This window comes from Streptomyces sp. NBC_00663 (genome assembly GCF_036226885.1).
In the GTDB taxonomy this organism is placed as follows: Bacteria; Actinomycetota; Actinomycetes; order Streptomycetales; family Streptomycetaceae; genus Streptomyces.
This window is the reverse complement of sequence record NZ_CP109027.1, coordinates 296868-317457: the sequence shown is the minus strand read 5'-3', so window position 1 is coordinate 317457 and position 20590 is coordinate 296868. Positions and strand designations below refer to the sequence as shown.

General features: G+C 68.6%; 19 protein-coding genes and 5 pseudogenes. 17 read left to right on the top strand and 7 right to left on the bottom strand.

The window, feature by feature from the left end; translation table 11 throughout:
* Nucleotides 1–482: 482 nt before the first annotated feature.
* On the bottom strand, nucleotides 483–2084 hold the full coding sequence (locus OG866_RS01475) for a helix-turn-helix domain-containing protein (protein WP_329331420.1): 1602 nt from the start codon (nucleotides 2082–2084) through the stop codon (nucleotides 483–485).
* Between the two features lie 182 nt (nucleotides 2085–2266).
* Between OG866_RS01475 and OG866_RS01470 the strand changes: the two genes are divergently transcribed.
* The 12 genes and pseudogenes from OG866_RS01470 to OG866_RS01415 all read left to right on the top strand — a co-directional run.
* Complete coding sequence (locus tag OG866_RS01470; protein WP_329331419.1) at nucleotides 2267–3172, top strand: ABC transporter substrate-binding protein; 906 nt, start codon at nucleotides 2267–2269, stop codon at nucleotides 3170–3172.
* Nucleotides 3169–4167, top strand: coding sequence for an amino acid ABC transporter permease (locus OG866_RS01465; RefSeq protein ID WP_329331418.1), 999 nt, complete (start codon nucleotides 3169–3171; stop codon nucleotides 4165–4167). The genes OG866_RS01470 and OG866_RS01465 overlap by 4 nt, the downstream gene beginning before the upstream one ends.
* Nucleotides 4164–4949, top strand: a complete 786-nt coding sequence (locus OG866_RS01460; protein ID WP_329331417.1) for an amino acid ABC transporter ATP-binding protein — start codon at nucleotides 4164–4166, stop codon at nucleotides 4947–4949. Before OG866_RS01465 ends, OG866_RS01460 begins: the two co-directional genes overlap by 4 nt.
* Nucleotides 4946–5773: a gamma-glutamyl-gamma-aminobutyrate hydrolase family protein gene (locus OG866_RS01455; protein WP_329331416.1), complete on the top strand. Its 828-nt coding sequence runs from the start codon at nucleotides 4946–4948 to the stop codon at nucleotides 5771–5773. The genes OG866_RS01460 and OG866_RS01455 overlap by 4 nt, the downstream gene beginning before the upstream one ends.
* Nucleotides 5770–7077 (top strand): diaminopimelate decarboxylase, encoded by a 1308-nt coding sequence (locus OG866_RS01450; protein ID WP_329331415.1) that lies wholly within the window; start codon nucleotides 5770–5772, stop codon nucleotides 7075–7077. Before OG866_RS01455 ends, OG866_RS01450 begins: the two co-directional genes overlap by 4 nt.
* Nucleotides 7078–7251: 174 nt before the next feature.
* On the top strand, nucleotides 7252–7524 hold the full coding sequence (locus OG866_RS01445) for a hypothetical protein (RefSeq protein ID WP_329331414.1): 273 nt from the start codon (nucleotides 7252–7254) through the stop codon (nucleotides 7522–7524).
* A gap of 628 nt (nucleotides 7525–8152) precedes the next feature.
* Nucleotides 8153–8278 (top strand): annotated as a pseudogene (locus tag OG866_RS01440) (IS5/IS1182 family transposase); the annotation flags it as partial.
* A 125-nt stretch (nucleotides 8279–8403) separates the two neighbouring features.
* The gene (locus OG866_RS01435; protein ID WP_329331413.1) at nucleotides 8404–8703 is read left to right on the top strand and encodes a hypothetical protein; all 300 of its coding nucleotides are present in this window, start codon (nucleotides 8404–8406) and stop codon (nucleotides 8701–8703) included.
* Between the two features lie 138 nt (nucleotides 8704–8841).
* Complete coding sequence (locus tag OG866_RS01430) at nucleotides 8842–10206, top strand: MFS transporter (protein ID WP_329331412.1); 1365 nt, start codon at nucleotides 8842–8844, stop codon at nucleotides 10204–10206.
* The gene (locus tag OG866_RS01425; protein WP_329331411.1) at nucleotides 10203–11624 is read left to right on the top strand and encodes a hypothetical protein; all 1422 of its coding nucleotides are present in this window, start codon (nucleotides 10203–10205) and stop codon (nucleotides 11622–11624) included. Before OG866_RS01430 ends, OG866_RS01425 begins: the two co-directional genes overlap by 4 nt.
* Nucleotides 11625–11675: 51 nt before the next feature.
* Nucleotides 11676–12539, top strand: coding sequence for a PaaX family transcriptional regulator (locus OG866_RS01420; protein WP_329331410.1), 864 nt, complete (start codon nucleotides 11676–11678; stop codon nucleotides 12537–12539).
* Nucleotides 12540–12762: 223 nt separating this feature from the next.
* Nucleotides 12763–12949: pseudogene (locus OG866_RS01415) on the top strand (dihydrolipoyl dehydrogenase); the annotation flags it as partial.
* A 241-nt stretch (nucleotides 12950–13190) separates the two neighbouring features.
* On the opposite strand, the gene OG866_RS01410 reads toward OG866_RS01415, so the two are convergent.
* Nucleotides 13191–13700, bottom strand: coding sequence for a winged helix-turn-helix transcriptional regulator (locus OG866_RS01410; protein WP_329331409.1), 510 nt, complete (start codon nucleotides 13698–13700; stop codon nucleotides 13191–13193).
* A gap of 122 nt (nucleotides 13701–13822) precedes the next feature.
* Here OG866_RS01410 and OG866_RS01405 point away from each other — a divergent pair, with 122 nt between their 5' ends.
* Nucleotides 13823–14734 carry an alpha/beta hydrolase gene (locus OG866_RS01405; RefSeq protein ID WP_329331408.1) on the top strand — a complete coding sequence of 304 codons (912 nt, stop codon included), beginning with the start codon at nucleotides 13823–13825 and terminating at the stop codon, nucleotides 14732–14734.
* Nucleotides 14735–14809: 75 nt separating this feature from the next.
* Nucleotides 14810–15823 (top strand): NADP-dependent oxidoreductase, encoded by a 1014-nt coding sequence (locus tag OG866_RS01400; RefSeq protein WP_329331407.1) that lies wholly within the window; start codon nucleotides 14810–14812, stop codon nucleotides 15821–15823.
* A 28-nt stretch (nucleotides 15824–15851) separates the two neighbouring features.
* On the opposite strand, the pseudogene OG866_RS01395 reads toward OG866_RS01400, so the two are convergent.
* Nucleotides 15852–16058 (bottom strand): annotated as a pseudogene (locus OG866_RS01395) (site-specific integrase); the annotation flags it as partial.
* Nucleotides 16059–16284: 226 nt separating this feature from the next.
* Nucleotides 16285–16674, bottom strand: coding sequence for a hypothetical protein (locus OG866_RS01390; RefSeq protein ID WP_329331406.1), 390 nt, complete (start codon nucleotides 16672–16674; stop codon nucleotides 16285–16287).
* Nucleotides 16675–17018: 344 nt separating this feature from the next.
* Here OG866_RS01390 and OG866_RS45190 point away from each other — a divergent pair.
* The 3 genes and pseudogenes from OG866_RS45190 to OG866_RS01380 form a co-directional block, all read left to right on the top strand.
* Nucleotides 17019–17275, top strand: a pseudogene (locus tag OG866_RS45190) (hypothetical protein); the annotation flags it as partial.
* A gap of 26 nt (nucleotides 17276–17301) precedes the next feature.
* Nucleotides 17302–17718 carry a hypothetical protein gene (locus OG866_RS01385; RefSeq protein WP_329331405.1) on the top strand — a complete coding sequence of 139 codons (417 nt, stop codon included), beginning with the start codon at nucleotides 17302–17304 and terminating at the stop codon, nucleotides 17716–17718.
* 276 nt (nucleotides 17719–17994) lie between these two features.
* A complete protein-coding gene (locus tag OG866_RS01380; protein ID WP_329331404.1) occupies nucleotides 17995–18300 on the top strand; it encodes a putative quinol monooxygenase in 306 nt (101 codons plus the stop codon).
* An 86-nt stretch (nucleotides 18301–18386) separates the two neighbouring features.
* On the opposite strand, the pseudogene OG866_RS01375 reads toward OG866_RS01380, so the two are convergent.
* The 3 genes and pseudogenes from OG866_RS01375 to OG866_RS01365 all read right to left on the bottom strand — a co-directional run.
* A pseudogene (locus OG866_RS01375) lies at nucleotides 18387–18608 on the bottom strand (helix-turn-helix domain-containing protein); the annotation flags it as partial.
* A gap of 61 nt (nucleotides 18609–18669) precedes the next feature.
* Nucleotides 18670–19320 (bottom strand): alpha/beta hydrolase family protein, encoded by a 651-nt coding sequence (locus tag OG866_RS01370; protein WP_329331403.1) that lies wholly within the window; start codon nucleotides 19318–19320, stop codon nucleotides 18670–18672.
* Nucleotides 19321–19649: 329 nt separating this feature from the next.
* Nucleotides 19650–20573, bottom strand: a complete 924-nt coding sequence (locus tag OG866_RS01365) for a helix-turn-helix domain-containing protein (RefSeq protein WP_329331402.1) — start codon at nucleotides 20571–20573, stop codon at nucleotides 19650–19652.
* Between the last annotated feature and the right edge of the window lie 17 nt (nucleotides 20574–20590).

Genomic DNA, 20590 nt, shown 5'->3' with positions numbered 1-20590 from the left:
CGTGATCGCCCGGAACGTACTGCTCAGCGCGTCTTCTCGAGCTGCCGCAGTGGCGATGATCTGGCTGCCCTCGCACAGGCCGGCCGGGGCTACGACCTCATCCAGGACAATCCCGGCACCGGCGAACCCCGCTCGACCGCCAGCCGGCTGAATGCCGCGGACCAGCAGGTATTCCACGACCCCCAGCACCCTTCCACCATCAGCCTGCCCATCCGAACCCACTGACCTGGCCCACGGCTCCCTAAGCTTCCCCCACTGGCCGGACACGGTGCCGGGGTGTTCGTGCGCGCGCCGGCCGGAACCCCGGCGAACCGCCGGGCCATGAGCGCCCTGCCGGTCGGACCTGGCGGCCACCGGCAAGCGCGACGACGTCATCCAGGACATCCTCGCCCACGACTCCGAGTCCCCTCGCTGGAGCGGTGTGGACCACCGGGAACGCGTAGCCGATGTGACCGTGCCGGTCACCGTGATCGGCGGCGGGGCTACGCGTGGCCGCCGCCGTCGAGCAGGCGTAGTTGCAGCCAGACGGAGAGTCGGTCGTCGGGCTCTTCGAGCGAGAGGCCGAAGAGTTCGGTGATGCGGCGGAGGCGGTATCGCAGGGTGTTGGTGTGGACGCCCAGTCGCGCGGCCGCCTCCGCCACATTGCCCACTGCCTCCAGCCAGGCGAGCAAGGAGGCGGCGAAGTCCGTGCCGTGTTCGGTGTCGTGGGCGGCCAGGGCGGCGATCCCTGGATGGCGCAGGCGCGGCTCGCCGGTGAGCTGGTCGCCCACGCGGGTGAGCAGAAGCCGGGCGCGCACGTCGGTCAGGGTCGCCGCGGAGGGCGCGTCCGGGTGGGCGGTGGTCACCCGCAGGATGTCGTCCACTTCCCGGCGCATCGAGGGAAGCGCCGCCGGATCAGTCTCGGTGGGGGCGACGGCCGCCCGTACGAAGTCGCCGAAGGAGTCACGGATCGCGGCGAGCGCGCTGTGGGCGAGCCGCATCGCGGCGGGCGCCCCGCCACTGGGCAGCAGGACGTAGATCGCTCGTGAGGTGGTGGCGATGCTCGCGTCGGGACGGAACGGCACTACGTGGCGTGACAGCACATGGCCGAGGCGGGCGGTCAGCGCGAGGAGCCCCGCCGCGTCGGTGGAGGCGGCGAAAGCGAGAAGGCCGAGCTCGGCACCCGGGGGGATGGACAGCCGGAAGTTCGTCTCGTGCGTGGCCCACAGCCCCTCCAGCGCGCCCAACAGCGCACTCTCACGCTTCTGGAGTTCCAGTTCGTTCGCGTTGCGGTTTCGCAGAATGTGCAGGGCGGCCAGACGTGCGCAGTCGACGAGTGCGCGCTCCCCGTCGGCGCTGATGCCGTGGGGGCTCTCGATCGCCCAGACCGTGCCCAGGGGTTGCGTGCCCGCCTTGATGGCGACGGCCGCTCGCGGCAGGGCACCGAGCGCTTCGGGGAAGCGGACCACCCCTCCGGAGTCGAGCACGATCCGGTAGCGCTCGAGGTTGTGATCGATCTCCGGGACCCTGCGGCTCAGAATCCCCTCGCGGCGCAAGGAGTCGATGCGCTGGTCGGGCGATGATGAGTAGGCCATGACCCGGCGGTCCAGATCCTCGATCGCCACTGATCCGCCGATGACGGCGCTGGCGGCGTTCGCCAGGGTGAACAGCCCCTCCTCGGTGGTGGCCGTCGGTTCGCCGCCGACGCCTTGCGAGCCCAGCACCGAAAGGAGCAGGGCGTCGAGGTGGCGCCAGGAAATCTCGTCCGCCGCCGCGAGGAGGGTGAAGTCGCCGCGCGACGCGGCGTCGACGAGCTCGGTGGCGTTCCTTCCCCGGACCTTGAACACCATGCCGCAGTATCCGCGGCCGGCCGCCTCCTGTACGAGGTCCGTCGCCGCGGGCTCATCGGCTTGGAGTCCTGGGACCAGCAGAAGCTGGTCGACTCCCTTGGGCAGGGGATCGGCGGGGTCGTGCAGGGCGGTGCCCCGCACGGGCCGGTCCAGGTCGCGTGGCGCGGTGAGTGCCATGAGGACCGGTGCTCCGACGGTCCCGACCAGGTGACCGATGGTGACCGCCGCGGAGTTTGTCCGATCCGACGATGACATGGCCAAATCCTAGGTCAATCGGACCATGACGGCCAGTGTGCGCGAACTGAAGAATTCCGGCAACGGACCGGGATCCGACACCCGGCCTCCGTCCCCAGCTCCTCCTGGCCGACGCATGCGGCTGCCCTGCGCGTCCCGTGCCGGGTCACCTCATGTCCCGCCCCATCCGAACGGAGACCGAGATGGTCAGAATTCGCCTTGCAGCAGCGATCGCGGCAGCCACCGCGGGGATGCTTCTCACCGCCTGTAGCGGCACATCGGACACCGCCACCGACCAGACCCGGCCCACGGCGAAGGTCGCACGCGACGCCAAGGCGGCACAGCTGCTGCCCGCGCGCTTCAAGAGCGGAGTCAACGTGGCCAGCGGTGTCTACGCGCCGATGGAAATGCTGGATTCCCAGCAGAAGTTCACCGGGTTCGACTACGACCTGGGGCAGGCGCTCGGCGCGAAGCTGGGCGTGTCGTTCACCTTCACCAATCAGGCGTTCGACAGCATCATCCCGTCACTCCAGTCCGGCAAGCACGACATCATCATGTACGGGATGAACGACACGCCGGAACGGCAGAAGAGTCTCTACTTCGTCGACTACTTCCACGCCGGCATGGACATTCTTGTGAAGAAGGGCAACCCGGAGAAGATCGACAGCGTGCTCGACCTGTGCGGCAAGTCCGTGGCGGTCGCCAAGGCCACCACGCAGGCCGATCTTATGCGGGCCCAGGCACCGACCTGCAAGGCCGCCGGGAAGAAGCCAGTCACGGTGGTCGAACTGCCCAGCGAGGGCGACGCCCTGATCGCCGTCCGCGCCGGGAAGGCCACCGCCGATGTCCTGGACGCCGCCGTCGCCGAGTACAACGCCCGGACGGCGGGCAACGGCAAGGAGTTCGAGGTCGTACGCGACCCCGCGCACCCCACGGGATACGCACCCGTCTACACGGGCATCGGAGTGCTCCGCAAGAACCACGACCTCGTCCTCGCGCTCCAGGGGGCACTTGACTCGCTCGTCAAGGACGGCACCTACCAGCAGATCCTCAAGAAGTACGGCCTGACGTCCTACGGCGTCGCCTCCGCGCAGGTGAACGCCGGATGACGGCCGCCCTTTCCGACAGGACCGACCCCGCGGCCACCGGCGTCGCCAGGCAGCACGACGTGGCCGCCGCACCTCGCCGCCACCCTGGACGGTGGATCGCCGCCGCGACCCTCGGCCTGCTGTGCGCGGGCTGGGTGCTCTCGCTCTGGGGCAACCACAACATCGATCACGCCACGATCGCCGACTTCCTCTTCGACGGGCGGATCGTCCAGGGCGTCCTGCTCACCGTGGCGTTGACCGCCTGTTCGATGCTGCTGGCCACGGCTCTCGCCATCACGCTGGCGGTGATGCGGCTGTCAGCGAACCCTGTGCTGCGGGTGGTGTCCTGGGCGTACACCTGGTTCTTCAGAGGCACGCCACTACTGGTGCAGATCGTGTTCTGGGGATACCTCGGCCTGCTGTACGAGAAGATCAGCCTCGGCATCCCCTTCACCTCGATCCAGTTCTTCTCCGCGGACACCAACGTGATCGTGACGCCCTTCGTCGCCGGCCTGCTGGCCCTGGGCATGAACGAGGCCGCCTACGCGTCCGAGATCGTCCGCGCGGGCCTGCTCTCCGTCGATCACGGCCAGGTCGAAGCAGCCCACTCGCTGGGCATGTCACCCGCCTACACCCTGCGGCGCATCGTCGTACCCCAGGCCATGCGGGTGATCATCCCGCCCATGGGCAACGAGACGATCTCGATGCTCAAGAACACCGCCCTGCTACAGCTGATCGCGGTGCCGGAGCTCTACACACGGGCCAGCTGGATCTCGGCGCAGAACCTGAGCCAGGTGGAGCTGCTGATCGTCGCCAGCGCCTGGTACCTGGTTCTCACCTCGGTTCTCTCCATACCGCAGTACTACCTCGAACGCCGGTACGGCCGCGGCTCCCACCGCAACCTGCCGATGACACCGTGGCAACAGGCCCGCGAGGCGGTCGGCCGACTCCGGACCCGGCTCGCGCAGGTCGCCCACACCGACCCCCGCACCACCAGGACGGAGACAGGCTCATGACCCTCGAGAGCCGCGACAGCCGACGGCCGCTGGTGGAAGCACGAGGCGTGCGCAAGCAGTTCGGTGCACTCCAGGTCCTCAAGGGCATCGACCTCGAGGTCATGCGCGGGGAGGTCATGTGCCTGCTCGGACCCTCGGGCTCGGGCAAGTCGACCTTCCTGCGCTGCATCAACCACCTCGAAAAGCTCGACGGCGGACGCATCTACGTCGACGGCGAACTGATGGGCTACCAGGAACACGGCTCTCGTGCCAGGGAGATGAAACCGAAGGAGATCGCCGTCCAACGCCGGAACATCGGCATGGTCTTCCAGCGGTTCAACCTGTTCCCCCACCTCACCGCCCTGGAGAACATCACCGAGGCACCGGTCGGCGTAGCACACCGCAACCGGGCCGACGCACGCTCGCGCGGCATGGAACTGCTGCGGCAGGTCGGCCTCGCCGAGCACGCGGGAGCCTATCCCGCGCATCTGTCGGGTGGTCAGCAGCAACGCGTCGCCATCGCCCGCGCGCTCGCGATGGAACCGAAACTGATGCTCTTCGACGAACCGACCTCCGCGCTGGACCCCGAACTCGTCGGTGACGTCCTCGAGGTGATGCGCGACCTGGCGAGGAGCGGAATGACGATGATCGTGGTGACCCACGAGATCGGCTTCGCCCGAGAGGTCGCGGACCAGGTCGTCTTCATGGACGACGGCGTCGTCGTCGAAGCCGGCGCACCGTCCCGTGTCATCAGCGATCCGCAGCACGAACGGACGAGGGCCTTCCTCGACAGCGTCCTGTGAACTCCCGCACCCGCACACCCCGTACCACACCGAGAGGGCCCAACCCCGTGCTTGACCTCGTCCAACGGCCGGTGATCGCGGTCACGGTCGGAAGGGATCTTCCCCTCCGTCCGTCCTCGCTGAGGCTGACCGAGAGCTGTGTACACACACTGACGAATGCCGGCGCTGTGCCGGTAGTGCTCGTGCCCAGCCTCGACGCTGCCGCGGTTCAGCAGGTGATGGAAAACGTCGACGGTCTGTTTCTGCCCGGCGGAGTGGACGCGCCCGACCCGCATCCCCGGCATTTCGGTGAGGACGTACGGCCCGAGACCGTCGTCGACGACAACCTCGACGCTCTCGAGATCGCCGCGATCGACTACGCCACCACCTCGGGGATGCCCGTACTCGGTGTCTGCCGAGGCTGCCAGATCCTCAACGTCGCCCTCGGCGGCAGCCTGATCCAGCATCTGGAGCCGGGCCGGGTGAACCACCTACAGGATCTGCGGTCACATCCAGAGGCCCACGAACTACGACTCGAACCGGGCTCCCGCCTCGCCGAACTGTCCGGCACACAACGGCTTCGGGTGAACAGCCTGCACCATCAGGCCATCGCCGACACAGCCCCGGCCCTGAGGGTGGTCGGCATGGCCGAGGACGGCGTCGTGGAGGCAGTCGAGGCGACCGACCCCGACCGGTGGATCGTCGGCGTCCAGTACCACCCGGAGGAGTTGACCGACCGCCCGGCACACCACCGGCTCTTCGACGACTTCGTCACCCACTGCGCCCGGTACGCGGCCCAACGACAGCAGATCCGGCACGACCTCGCCAGGAAGTGGACCCCATGACCGACGTGAACTCCTCCGCGGCCGACCGACGCGAACGAATCCTGCGCGCCGCCGTACGGCAGGGGCTCGTCGAGCCCGACCACGCCGTCCTGGCAGCGTTCGTCGACCTCGACGGCGTCGCGACGAGCGTCGCGGCACTACAAGCGGCATTCCCCGAGACACCGAGCGTTCTGCACACCTTCGCTGCGAAGGCGAACTGCCTGGTCCCAGTCCTGGAGGAACTGCTTACTCTCGGCATGGGCTGCGAGGTGGCCAGCGCCGGCGAACTCGCCCAGGCCCTGGCCGCAGGATTCACGCCGGAGCAGATCGTCTTCGACTCTCCGGCCAAGACCCGTTCCGAGCTGGCGCATGCTCTTGAGCTGGGTGTCGCGGTGAACGCCGACAACTTCCAGGAACTCACCCGCATCGACGAGATCCTCGCGTTCCGTCCCTCCGCCTCCCGGATCGGCATACGCCTCAACCCCCAGGTCGGAGGCGGCGAGATAGCCGAGATGAGCACCGCCACGACGACCTCGAAGTTCGGCATCGCACTGGAAGACGACGGAAGCCGTCGGCGTCTCCTGGACGCATACCGCGCGCACCCCTGGCTGACCTGGGTCCACGCACATGTCGGCTCGCAGGGCTGCCCGCTGGAGCTGATCGCCGAGGGAGTCGCCAAGGCCGTGGCCTTCGCCGACGAGGTCAACCTCCTGCTCGGCCGTCGCCAGGTGACCGGCATCGACATCGGCGGCGGACTCCCCGTCAACTTCCTGGACGACGAGACCAGTCCCGGCTTCGACGAGTACGTCAAGTGTCTTCAGGACCGTGCGCCCGCCCTGTTCAGCGGCGAGTACCAGATCGTCACCGAGTTCGGCAGGTCCCTCCTCGCCAAGAACGGGTTCACCGCAGCCTGCGTCGAATACACGAAGACCTCCGGCGGACGCCCCATCGCCATCACCCACGCCGGCGCCCAGGTGGCGACCCGCACGGTGTTCATGCCGTCGTCCTGGCCTCTACGGATCACCGCCCACGGCCCCGACGGGAGCATCAAGGCGGGCGAGCCGGTACCCCAGGACATCGCCGGCCCCTGCTGCTTCGCCGGCGACCTGCTGGCCCGGGCACGTCCGCTCCCCCTGCTCGCGCCCGGCGACATCGTCTCTCTCCTAGACACCGGCGCGTACTACTCCTCCACCCCCTTCCACTACAACAGCCTGCCCGACCCCGCCGTCCATGGCGTGCGCATCGATCCCCAGGGGAATATCGCGTTTCTGCCGCTACGACCTGCGGAGACCATCGAACAGGTCCTCGCCCGCACCGGGAGGTGATCCTCGGCCAGGCGGACTGGCTTGAGAGTTCTCGAGGTCATCTCCGCTCCGTCGATGCACGCGTGCGGAAGCCTCAGGGCCTCGGTCCCCATTTCGTGAAGCGGCGATCTGACCAAGCCCAGCGGCAGGGGCAGGTCGCCGGCCGGCGACATGTCGTTGTATCCGATGACGGCGATGTCTCTGGCCGTGGTCTCGACAGCCGCCTGGGTGCGCGCCAGGCGCACCCTTGCCAGCGAAGTCGTTGACATCGAGGCGCTCCTCGGCTCATACGACCAGGCGACAGTCGCGATTGAGGACCGTTGCGGGAAGGCGCTGGGCAAAAGGCAGGCCGAGGAACTGGTCGTTGCCGCGGCGGTGGACGTCGACGACTTCTACCGGTGCACGGTTCCTCCCCCTCGACCGTCGCCACGGCGCTCGCGATGCAGGTCGACGGCAAGGGCGTCGTGATGAGGCCCGAGGCCCTGCGGCCCGCGAGGCTAAAAACACACCTGAACAGCCAGCGTGCCCTGCGGAGCCGTCTGGCCCTGGGCGAGAAGCCGCACCGCGAGCGGATGGCCGCCCTGGCCTGTGCCTTCGATACCGATCCCGACCCGTGCCGACCGCACGATGTGATCGCCCCGCCCGAAGGCCGCAGCACCATTGCCCGGACGCCCCGCTCAGACCGAGAGCGCACCGCTGGTGGCTCACCGTTTCCCTGGTCCATCCACCTGAGCAGGTCATCGCCGCCGCGTTCGACCAGGCTGCCGCCCACGACCGGGACCATCCGCGCGACTGGGTTGTCCTGGTCGACGGAACCCGCCATCAACTCGGCCTGATCCAGGCCGAAGCCGGCAGACGAGGCATCAAGGTGCACATCCTGCTCGACTTCGTCCACGTGAGTGAGTACATCTGGGACGCCGCTCACTGCTTCCACAAGCCCGGCACTTCGGCAGCCGAAGCCTGGGTTGTCGGCCGCCTCACCACCATCCTCCACGGCCAGGCCACTCACACCGCCACCGAGATCACCGCTCAGGCCGACCGGACCGGGCTGGCCGATCGCCACCGGCAAGATCGAAGGCGCCTGCCGCCCATCGTGGGCGACCGTAAGCGGCGGCGCTGCACCGAGAAGCGCAGCCGCGCCGTGGACCTCTACCTCTACCTGGCTACCGCGGTCTTCACGCTGCGTATGCTCATCCGCCGCGCAACGCCGCTCTACCGCTGAAACGACCGTCCCGCCACCGAACGCCTGAAGTGACGCCTACTGCCGGGCTCTCTTACTCGTCCAGGCTGGGAGTGCTCGGGGCCCTGGAGGTGTGCCCCACGCCCGCGAGCATCTTCAACGGCGCTATGTCGTTCGGGCTTGTCAGCGTCCCGATCACGGTCCTGCGCGGCTACGAACTGCCGGACGGCCGGGTCATCCTGGTCACGGACGAGGAGTTGCGGGCCCTGCCGCTGCCCACCGCACGTGCCATCGAGCTGATCGCGTACATCCCGGCCGCCGTCGACCCGCTGCGCATCGGCCATCGCCGACGGCGGCTGGGGAATCGGCGGCGACGTACTGGCCCTCGCCGAGCTCCGGCAGACACCGAAAGTCTGACCGCGAGGGGCAGGGCGTATTCGGAGGGGCTGCCGGATTCGGCGCGGTAGACGACCAGTTGTCCAGCACCCGCAGGCAGGGGGCCGACCGCACCTGTCTTCCTCCTGTCAATGTTGGGCACTTTCTTGACGATGGTTACTAGGGCGCCTAAGTTCGCCGTGTCCTTCCCTCGCTCAAGGGAGAGCGCGATGCCCTCGTCCCCCGTCGCATCACCACCCCCCATCCCTCAACAAGGCGAACGCACAAGGCAGTTGCGTCGTGTCGCGCTGTCCGGTCTGCTCGGTACGGCCGTGGAGTTCTACGACTTCCTCGTCTACGGCACGGTCGCCGCGCTCGTCTTCGGCGAACTGTTCTTCCCCGGCGCCGATCCGGCCGTCGGTACGATCGCCGCGTTCGGCACCTTCGCCGCCGGTTATGTCGCCCGTCCGCTCGGCGGCGTCCTCTTCGGCCACTTCGGCGACCGGCTCGGCCGGAAGTCGATGCTGCTGCTCACCATGGGTCTGATGGGCGGCGCCAGCTTCCTCATCGGCCTGCTGCCGACATACGACACGATCGGTGTGTGGGCTCCGGTCCTGCTGATCGCCCTGCGCGTCATCCAGGGCGTCGCCATCGGCGGCGAATGGGGCGGCGCCACCCTCATGGTCGTCGAACACGCCGGCGACAAACGACGCGGCCTGTGGTCCAGCTTCACCCAGATGGGAGCACCGCTCGGTTCCCTGCTCTCCTCCCTCGTCGTCACGTTCATCGTCGCCATGCCCCGTGACCAGTTCGCCGCCTGGGGCTGGCGCGTCCCCTTCCTCCTCAGCGTCGTCCTGCTAGGAGTAGGCCTCTTCGTCCGCCTCAAGATCGTCGAGAGCCCCCTCTTCACCGCGGTCAAGAAAGACCGCGCGGAGTCCCGGTCGCCGATCGTCGAGGTGCTGCGCCGGCCGCGCGCCGTGATCCTGGCCGCCTGCGTCGGCATCGGCGCCTTCACCGCCCAGTCCCTGCTCACCAGCTACCTCGTCGCCTACGCCACCGGCATCGGCTACCCCCGCCCCCAGGTGCTCACCGCGCTGACGGTCTCGGCGTCCGTGGCCTTGGTCGTCCTGCCCTGCGCCTCCGCGCTCTCCGACCGGATCGGCCGCCGCCCGGTCGTCCTCGCCGGAGCTCTGGCGTCCGCCGCGCTCGCCTTCCCCGTCCTCGCCCTGGTCGACTCCAAGTCGCCTGGCCTGCTGATCCTCGCCGTCGTCCTGGGCCACGGCATCGCCCAGTCCGTGATGTACGGGCCGCTGGGGGCGCTGCTCACCGAGATGTTCGGCACCAAGGTCCGCTACACCGGCGCCTCCCTCGGCTACCAACTCGCCACCCTCATCGGCGCCGGCTTCTCCCCGATGATCGCCGGAAGCCTGGTCGCCGCCAGCGGCGGATCGAGCACACCGATCTCACTCCTGCTGTGCGGCGGCGCCGCCATCACCGCCGTGACCGTCTGCTTCGTACGCGAGAGCAACAAGGCATCCCTCGCCGATGCCGCCGAACGCCCCACCGTCCCCCAGACACAGGAGATCTCCGCATGAAGACCGGCACCGGCACCCGCATGCCTCGCACACCCCTCGCACGCACCCGACGTACCGCCCGCGCGGCGGCTCTCCTTCTCGCCGTCTGCGCCGTCCCCACGTCGGCCATGGCCGCCACGACGGAGCCGACGCACGTCGAGGGCCAACTCCCGTCCGGGGCGACGTACTTGATGGACGTACCCGCGAACTGGAACGGCACCGTCCTGCTCTTCAGCCACGGTTACGTCCAGGCCGGCTCGGCCAACCCCGCACAGAACGGCCCGGACGCCGCCACCAAGACGCTCCTGCTCGCGAAGGGGTACGCGCTGATCGGTTCGTCGTACGCCTCCACGGGCTGGGCGGTGACGGATGCGGTGCCCGATCAGCTCGCCACCCTGTCCGCCTTCACCGACCGCTTCGGAACGGCCGGTCGGACCATCGCCTGGGGCCGGTCCTACGGCGGGCTGGTCACCACCGCGATCGCGGAGCGGCACGCGGACCGGATCGACGGTTCGCTGTCGATGTGCGGCCTGGTCCACGGTGGCGTGGCCAACTGGAACAACACGCTCGACCCGGTCTTCGCCATCAAGGCGCTGCTCGCGCCCGACTCCGACGTGCCCCTGACCGGGCTACCGGACCAGGCGGCCGCCACCGGGGCGGCGGACGCGATGACGGCCGTGGTCGACTCGGCGCAGACGACGGCCGAGGGGCGCGCCCGGATCGCGCTGGCCGCTGCCCTGCACAACATCCCCGGCTGGAACCAGCCCGCACAGCCCCGGCCCGCCGCGGACGACTGGGACGCTCAGCAGGCCAACCAGTACGAGGCCGTCAAGGGGTTGCTGCGGAGCGCCGCCTTCCACCGGCGGCAGGAGGCCGAGGTCCGGGCGGGCGGCAACATGTCCTGGAACACCGGGGTCGACTACGCGAAGCTGCTCGGACAGTCCTCCGTGCGCAAGGAGGTCACCGAGCTGTACAAGAAGGCCGGTCTCTCGCTGCGCGCCGATCTCACCGCCCTGAACCGCGCCCCGCGCATCAGCGCCGACCCGGACGCCGTCGAGTGGACGAGCCGCACCAGTTCCTTCACCGGCGAGCTGTCCAAGCCTCAGTTCAGCATCCACACCATCGGCGATGCCCTCGTCCCCGTGCAGACGGAGAGCGCCCTGCGCCGGGCCGTCACCGCCGCCGGTTCGGCGTCCCTCCTCCGGCAGGCGTACGTCGACAACGCCGGGCACTGCACCTTCAGCCCCGCCGAACAAGTCGCCGCCCTGCACACCCTGGAGGACCGCCTCACGACCGGCAAGTGGCAGGGCACCGACGCGGAGTCCCTCAACTCCCGTGCCGCGGTGGCCGATTCCACGACCCCGGCCCGCTATGTGCCGTACCGCCCCACTCCTTACCTGCGGCCGTACGACCTCGCCCACCCCGCCGACGGCCAGTGACCTGGTACGGCCGCCTGCCGGAGCGCCGGCGTGCGGCCGTACTCTTGCCCCGTGGAGGACTACGACATCCTGGATACCTCGGACAGTGACACGCCGGACGGCCCTCAGGCGCGCCCGCAGTCGCTCATGCTCGCCTTCTTCGGCAACCACGTGCTGGAGGAGGAAGACCGTGATCTCTGTGTCTACTCGGGCAGCATCATCGACGTACTCGGCCGCGTCGGAGTAGGTGAGCAGGCCGTGCGCTCCACGCTGACCCGCATGGTCAACCGCGGGCTCCTGCGGCGCCGGCGCGAGGGGCGCAGGATGTACTTCGGCCTCACCCCGCAAGCGACCCGCGTCCTGTGGGACGGCCGCACCCGCATCTGGAAACAGGGCGCCGTGAACGACGACTGGGACGGCACCTGGACCCTCCTCGGTTTCTCCCTCCCCGACTCCTGGAAGCGCCAGCGCCACGATCTGCGGTCCCGGCTCACCTGGTCCGGATTCGGCGCCCTGTACAGCGGCCTGTGGATCGCCCCCGGGGCCGTCGACATCAGCGGCGTCGTCGCGGAACTCGGGCTCACCGACCACGTCAAGATCTTCCACTCCCGGGCCGACGTCGCCACCGACATCGAGTCGATGATCCGCGACACCTGGGACCTGGAGAGCATCGCCGCCCGCTATGTCACCTTCGACAAGCGCTGGACCACCCACCTGGACACCGGCTCCGACGACGACCCGATCGGCACCCGGCTACGGCTCGTCAGCGAATGGCTCTGGACCATCCGCACCGACCCCAGACTCCCCACCCGCCACCTGCCACCCACCTGGCCGGCCCGCACCGCCGAGAAAACCTTCCACCACATCGCCGAACAAACCACGACCCCCGCACGCCACATGGCCCACGAACTACTGGACACGGTGCCGTCACGCTAGTACTGCAACGGTGCATGTCGTGACTCCATCGTGTGGCGCCGCATCGGCGCCCATGACGTCCTCGACGGCCCCTGAGAAGAAGCTGGGTTACATCCCGTGGCTACCTCCCGGCAGAAGGACTGGCACTCGCGGGTGAAGCTACGAAGACCCACACAGCCTTTCGGGCGTCTCGGACAGCGGTATTGGCTGTAAGCGGCTGGACTGGAGGTGATCCGTGACGCCCAAGTTCGGCGAGCTCCCTGGCGGCCACCTCGTCGGCCCCTGCGTCACGAACTCCTCCGCGGCCTGACCCTGGCCCAGCAGTGGGACCTCACCTCCACGAGCTCGCGCGCGACGTCGACGCCCACCCCGTCCTGGGCGAGGCAGTCAAGGAAGCGGTCCACGGCCTCGCCGGCCACATGATCAACATATGGGGGACGGCGCACACCTGGTCCACGGTGTGTGTACGGCCCGGGTGCTCTGCCCGTTCCCCCGCACTGTGCGCGAGGCGGCGGAGATGGGGTGCCATGCCTTCCCATGTGCCGGAGGGCGGGACTGTCTCCCCACCCAGGCGCACGGTGCGGGCTGGGGGAGCACCGTCTACCGGGGGCTTCGTCGTGCACAGCCCTCGGGATGCGGTCCTGCCCGCCCCGTCGGCGCAGGGGAAAGGTCTCACTGGGCCTGTTTCATGCGGAACCCGGGGCCGGGGATGCTTTCGACGTCAGCGGCCTGGACGGGGTGGCCTTCTGAGCAGCGGATCTGGGCGTGGACGTGGGCGCCGCATCCGCGATGTCGTGTCAGCATGGCCGGTCCTTCCGGGTCCGCGCGGTAACGGTCGCCCCACTGGAGGAGCCCCAACACGGCGGGCACGAGGTCCATGCCCTTGGGCGTGATCACGTACTTGGGCCGGCTGCGCGCGCCGGGTTCCTTGTAGGTCTCGGTGGCCAGGATCCCTTCCTCCACGAGCATGCGAAGCCGGGTGGCGAGGAGGTTGCGGGGACAGCCCAGGACGCGTTCGAAGTCACTGAAGCGGGACGAGCCGTACCAGACCTCGCGCAGGATCAGGATCGTCCACTTCTCGCCCACGATCTCCAGGGTCCGGGCGATCGAGCAGTTCGACGTGTCCCGGTCGAGTCGGGGGTCCAAGCCGGTGTCTGCCAGTGCCTCGCTCAATGCATCCATGCGGTGATACTAACCGCACCTGAGTTTACTTTTCTATACTCAGCGCGTAGCGTCATCACCAGCACACGAACCTCGCCGCGCACCGAACACGGACGCGGCCCCCCCTCGCGAGGAGCGCCACCATGGCAGTCAGCCGGCAAGCCCACGAGTTCGCAGAGTTCCTCGCAGGCGTGGGCGCGAAGTCGTCGACGCCGGGTCTCGACCTGGCCGTCATCCGCGACATCGTCGACTCCCACCACAAGGCCTCCACCGAACCGGAGGGCGTCTCCTACGCCGAGGTCGACGCAGGCGGCGTACCCGCCCTGTGGGCCATCCCCGAAGGCGCCGACCCCGACAAGGCACTGCTCCACTTCCACTTCGGCGGCTCGGTCACCGCCTCTATGCACTCCGACCGCAAGGCCGCCGGTCACATCGCCAAGGCGGCCGGGGTCCGCTCGCTGGTCGTCGACTTCCGCCTCGCCCCCGAGCACCCCTACCCCGCTCAGCTCGACGACGCCGAGATGGCCTACCGATGGCTGCTCGCCCAGGGATACGAGCCCCGCAATATCGGCAGCACTGGCCACTCCATCGGCGGCACCCTTGCCGTTTTGCTGCCGCTCCGCCTCCTCGCCAAGGGGGAGCCCACCCCTGGCGCGATCGTCAGCGTCTCGCCCTGGACCGACCTCACCCTTCAGAACCCCTCGGTCGACGAGAACGAGGACAACGACAAGATGCTCAGCAGGGCCACGCTCGAACTCTTCCGGGCCGCCTGGCTTCAGGAACCCGGCGTTGACTTCACCGACCCCCACATCAGCATCGCCAACGCCGACCTCACCGGTCTGCCCCCGACCACCGTCCACTACGGCGCGTACGAAACCCTCGCCGACGACGGTGCCGCCCTCGGCCGCCGACTCGCGGACTTCAAGGTCACCTCCGAAGTCCACGCCATGCCTGAAGGACAGCACTCCTTCATCCTGGGCGCGGGACGTGTTCCCGAGGTGGACCAGGCGATCCAGCAGATGGGTCAGTGGCTCCGCCGGCACCTCGGCAACTGAGCGCAACAGCTGCCCGCACAAGCGCACCCACCGTGAAGAATCCGCTGAAGAAGATCACGCAGAGAGCTGACTGACATGAAGGCATTCGTCGTCGAGAAGTACGGCAAGGACGGCGCACGCGCCGCGGAGGTGCCCGATCCCATCGTCGGGGACCGTGACGTGCTGGTCCGAGTGAGCGCCAGCAGTATCAATCCGCTGGACAAGATGGTCCGCAACGGAGAGTTCAAGCAACTCCTGAAGTACAAGCGTCCGTTCGTGCTCGGCCACGACGTGGCCGGGGTCGTGACGCGGGTCGGCTCCGCCGTACGCGGCTTCAAGGCCGGCGACGAGGTTTACGCCCGTCCGCGTGACCTGCGGATCGGAGGCTTCGCGGAGTTCATCGCGATCGACCAGGACGACGTCGCGCCCAAGCCTGCCTCGCTCACCCTCAAGGAGGCGGCCGCCGTGCCGCTGGTGGCTTTGGCGGCCTGGCAGGTCCTTGTCGAGCGTGCCGCTGTGAAGCCGGGCCAGAAGGTGCTGATCCACGCCGGTGCCGGTGGCCTCGGATCCACGGTCATCCAACTCGCCAAGCACCTCGGCGCCACCGTGGCGACGACTGCCGGGACCGATTCCGAGAAGTTGGTCAGAAGCCTCGGTGCCGACGTGGTCATCGACTACACCAAGGAGGACTTCTCGAAGGTGCTGTCGGGCTACGACCTGGTGCTGGACTCCGTGGGCGGGGCGAACCTGGAGAAGTCGTTGACCGTGCTGAAGCCCGGCGGACTGGCCATCAGTGTCGTCGGTCCGCCGGACGCCGGATTCGCCAAGCAGCTCCGCGCGCCTTCGTTCATGGGCCTGGTGATGAGCACCCTCAGTCGCAAGGTGCGCAAGCAGGCCAAGGCGCTGGGCGTCCGCTACCAGTTCTTCTTCATGCGGGCCAACGGCTCACAGCTGCGCAAGCTCGCCGCTCTCTACGACAGCGGGAAGATCCGCCCGGTCATTGACCGGACCTTCCCGTTCGACCAGACGCTCGAGGCGATGGCATACGTCGAACAGGGCCGCACCAAGGCCGGCAAGGTCGTGGTGTCGATGGTGCCCGACAACGATTGACAGTGCCGAGTCGGTCGCGACCCGGATATCGCGGTCCAGTCCGGGACGGCGGGATGCGTAGCCCGAAATCCCCGCGGTGGCGTGGCGAGTTGAACGGGCCGATCGACTCAACGGTGGCGCCGAAGAGGCGCATGACCTTGCCCGCACAGCGTTGCTCGCGGAAGGCGAAATACGCGTCGATCTTGTTGATCTTTCCGCGCAATGCCGACTGTGCCCGCTTGCCCGGGCCCGCGAAGCCTCCGGCACCATGGTCGCCGCCACCAACCTCGGCGAGCAGACGCTGGCGGTCGGTCTTCGGGCGGGCGAGGGGCAGGACGGGGGCGCCCGCGGGGATCGTGCCTCGGGCCCCACACAGAGCTGCCGCGCCCGAGGGGGCCGAGCACACCCAGATCAACGGTCAGTGGACTTGGACTTCGCGGAAGACGGTCGTGTGTTTCGCGGTGACGGCCGCGCCCGGAGTGTCACCGCTCACGGTCGAACCAGGCCGTCGACTCGGGCAGGAACAACAGCACGACCACGGGTACCCCGAGCAGGATCCGCACCGCGGCGTCGAGGAACGGCCCGGTCGAATCTGCCTCTCCCAGGCGTGTGATGGTCGGCAGCACCATGAGGGTCATCAGCACGACGGTCGTCAGCCGCACCCCACCACGTGCGCTTCCGTCATAGGTGAGGCACAGCGCCGCGCTGACCCACACCAGCAGCCAGGGCGCCATCATCTCGCCCTGTCCGTAAGCGGTGAGGCTGTCGGAGAGCGCGAGCATCGAGACGATGCCGGCGAGCGTGAGCGTCAACAGCAGGATCCGGACGGCTCGCAGTGGTGCAGGCATCGCGCGTTCACGCACGTCAGACATCGGCATCATCCCCCAGGCGGAGATCGCATCGTAACGGCCCCCACATCACTGGAGTAATCGCGCGGCGGTTGGCGTGGGGGTTGAGCGCTGTTTCATTGGGGGGCGCCGAGGGACTGCGAGACGCGGGGATCGAGTCGGAGTTACGGAGACGGAACCATCCAGAGGCCAGGTGATCGGCGGCGTCAGGGCCGCGGCCGTAAGGTTCGAGCGCGGTGTCGTCGACCATCGACCACCGTGATCCCGAAGGCTCATCGCCGACCACGTTGACCAGCTCACGTCCTGCCACAGCAGCGACTTCGCCGCCCTATAGTGCCGTCTGGAGACCTTTACGGCGCGGATTACGTGTGGGTCGTGACGGCTGTCGTGGGCGGCGCGATGCCGGGAGAACGAGGTGTCCCGATGGCGGTGGACTGACGGCCGGGGAACGGGCTCGGCGTGAGGAAGTCCGGCGCGCTGGTGCTGATTTGATCGAGTCCGGGGCCGGCGACCGGGAGATGCCCCGGCGATTGAGGGTGACGCGGATATCGGCGAACCGCTGGCGGCGGAGTTGGCTTCCGGCGCTCGGCAGGACCTGGCCTCCAGGAATCCCATTGGCCCGCGCGCGGACAACGCCTAACCTGTCGGACCATGTGCTACCACGCTTTCAATGGCGCCTTCCGGCACTACGTGTGCGTGGCGTGCCGGCTCTCCTTCAAAGGCAGCACATGGCCGATCCGGAAGCGCATCTGTCCTGGCTGTCGTGAACAACTCGTCTTCGCCGGCTACGACTTCGCCGCGCCCCGGCGACGCGACAGGAAGGCTTGGTCCGTCGTCGCGACCGTGCTCGCCGAGGGGCTGACCTACGATCACCGCCCTGGCTGCGGCTGCTCGAGGCTCCCCTCCTTCCGACCTCGGACCCGGGCTCAGGTGCGTGTCCGGCGCCGCGCAGCCGAGCGGCTGGGCCTGCCGCTGTCGGTGACCCTCGCCCGCCGCGAAGCCTTCACCTCGGAGAGCCGAGACGAGCAACCGCCCTCTTCGTCGCCCGCCAAGCGCGATACGACCTGAGCGTCGCGTCGACGCGGCATCCCACGCTGGCCATACGAGCGGTCAGGGCGTGGTTCGCCTTGAGGAGATCCCACTGCGGCTGGAGTGATCACGGCAGCGGAACCGTCCTGGATACCCGCGGTCACCGCGCAAGGTCGTGTCTGCTCGCTCTTCCCGGCTCCTGACAGATCAGTGATTCGTGCGCTCCGGGGGTTGCGGCAGGGTGCCGGTCGTGTCGTCTGAAGGGGAGGCCATGATGGTGCCGAGCGGCAGCGACTCCGACGAAGGCGGCATGACATGGCCTATGGCTACATCGGCTCGATGAAGACCCAGCCCGGCAAGCGCGACGACGTGGTTGCGATCCTGCTCTCCGGAGCCGATAGTCTCCGCGAGCTTGGCTGCGCAAGCTATGTGGTCGGTCTGGCCGCCGATGACCCGGACACGATCGTGGTCACGGAGGTCTGGGAATCGAAGGACCACCACGACGCATCCCTGCGGTTGCCCGAGGCCAGGGAAGCGATCGCTGCTGCCATGCCCATGCTCACCGGCGAGTTCACCAGTCGCGAACTGGTTGTCGCCGGCGGCCTCGGCGCTGGTGACTGATCGCGGGCCCAACGGGTGAACCGGTCAAGCACTGTCTGCCAGGGAGGGCACTCGTCCGGCAAGCCGCGTCGGGCGAGGTTGTTGCGGTCGAAGCCGTCGGCGTTGAAGTTGTGGATCACGTCCCGGACCCGGTCCGGGCTGGTGAACGACACCTCGGCGATCTTCGCTACCGGCATGCCCTGTGCGGACAGCAGCACCATCTGGGCCCGCCGCCAGGTCACCACCGACCCGGTGCCCCTGCGGATGATCCGCAACAGGCGCTGCCCCTCGTCGTCATCGATCTCGCGGACCTGTACTTGTTCTGCCACCCGCACAGCCTGGCAATACCGCGCCGTCCGGACCAGCGTCCGAACGGCGCGTCACGTCATCTCAAGACGGGTTGGCAAACTCCAGGGTCGCTTGCGCGAGGTCGGTGAGGAACCGAGCACGGTCGAAGCCCTCGCTTTCGACCATGCCCGGCGGAGGCGTATTCATGAAGCTGAAGTGACCGGCCCCCGGCACGACGCGAAGGTCGACCTGGGCTGACGCGCTCTTCAAGCGGACGGCCTGCTCGACGGGCGTGACGGTGTCCATCTCCCCGGCATAGACGAGCATCGGCGCTTTCACCGCGTCCAAGGCGCCCGGAGCGGCGAACCAGCCGGCCGCGGGCGCGTACAAGACGAGACGGCCGACACGTGGTTCGCGTGGGACATCCAGCGGCCTGCCGTCCCGCCCCCAGGGCGTCGCACCGGCGAGACAGAGGCTGGCCCATCCACCGATCGAGTGGCCGACCACCACAACAGAAGCGTCCTCGGATGCCCAGCGGCGGAGCGCCTCGACCAGCCCGACCGGGCGTGCAAGCAACTCGGCCGTGGTCGCCTCCCGAGCTGCGAAACGCTCGAAGTAAGGCGCAATGACCTGGCAATCATGGGCTGCCAGATGCTCCAGGAGGGGCCGGTAACGCTCCGGGTCGCCGCCTGCTCCAGCAGCGAAGAGCACGACACGCTCACCGTTCGTGGGACCAAGGGTCAGTGCCTGCATCTCGCTCCTTCACCACAGCGCCGTTACCCGAAGCCGGCCCGCGGGTCACGCCATGCCCTGCTATGGCCTGAGATTAGCGCGCAGCAGATCGCGGCACCCGAACAGCGCGTCGCATCAGCAGGGGCAAAGGTTCTCTGACGCGGCACTAGACAGCCTGCGCGGGCCGTGCCCTCGAAAACGACGCCCAGCGCAGCGGCGGCACCGTTCTTCCACCGCCTGTCCGCAGTACGCCCGCGCCGCCCTGAATCCGACACCGTCCCCGGAGGCGTCCGGCGTGCGAAGGGACGCTGGGCGTGGCGCGCAGCCGGCCACCGATGATCAATTGTTCATCAAGCCGTGCGGGTCGGCGGCATCCCGGCTCCCGCCGTTGTCGCGTCGGTGCCCCAGCTGGCCAGCAGTCGCAGTGCCTGCGCGGACGGGGAACCCGGTTCGGCGTGGTACATCGCCAGCATCTGGTCGTGGTTGTCGGCCTGGTGGAACGACTCGAGGCGGAGATCGAGTTCGCCGACGAGCGGGTGGTGCAGGCGCTGGATGCCGTGGCACCTCTCCTTGACGTCGTGGGTTGCCCACAGTCGCCTGAACTCCTCGCTCTTCACGGAGAGTTCGCCCACCAGGGAGGACAGGCGGGGGTCGTCCGGATGGCGGCCGGCGTCCAGGCGTAGCTGAGAGACGATGTCGCTCGCTTTGTGCTCCCAGTCCACGAACAGGTCGCGGTACTCGGGCCGCAGAAAGACCAGCCGCGCCCAGTTCCGCTCGTGCGCCGGCAGCTCCGCCCAGTCGCCGAAGACTGCTGCGGCCATCCGGTTCCAGGCGAGGATGTCCGAGCGCCGCCCCACGAGGATCGCCGGGCCGCCGTCCATGGTGTCCAGCAGTGTCAGCAGGGTGCTGCGCACCTGCTGGGTGCGGCCGGCCGGCTTCTTCTTCCGCTGTTTCGGCTTCGCCAGGTGCGTGAGGTGGGCGTGCTCGGCGTCGCTCAGCCGCAGCGCGCGGGCGATGGCGTCGAGGACCTCCGCCGACACGGTCCGCCCGTTGCCCTGCTCCAGGCGCGTGTAGTACGCCACCGACACCCCGGCCAGCTGGGCCAGCTCCTCGCGGCGCAGCCCCGGCACCCGCCGGTACCGCCCGTAGTCCGGCAGCCCCACGTCCTCCGGCCTCAGCCGGGCCCGCCTGGAGCGCAGGAACTCACTGAGCTCGGCACGCGGGTCCAGAGCGCCGGCGGCGGGCTCGTGCACCGGTTCGGGGTATTCGTTCATGCTCTCGAGTATCCACG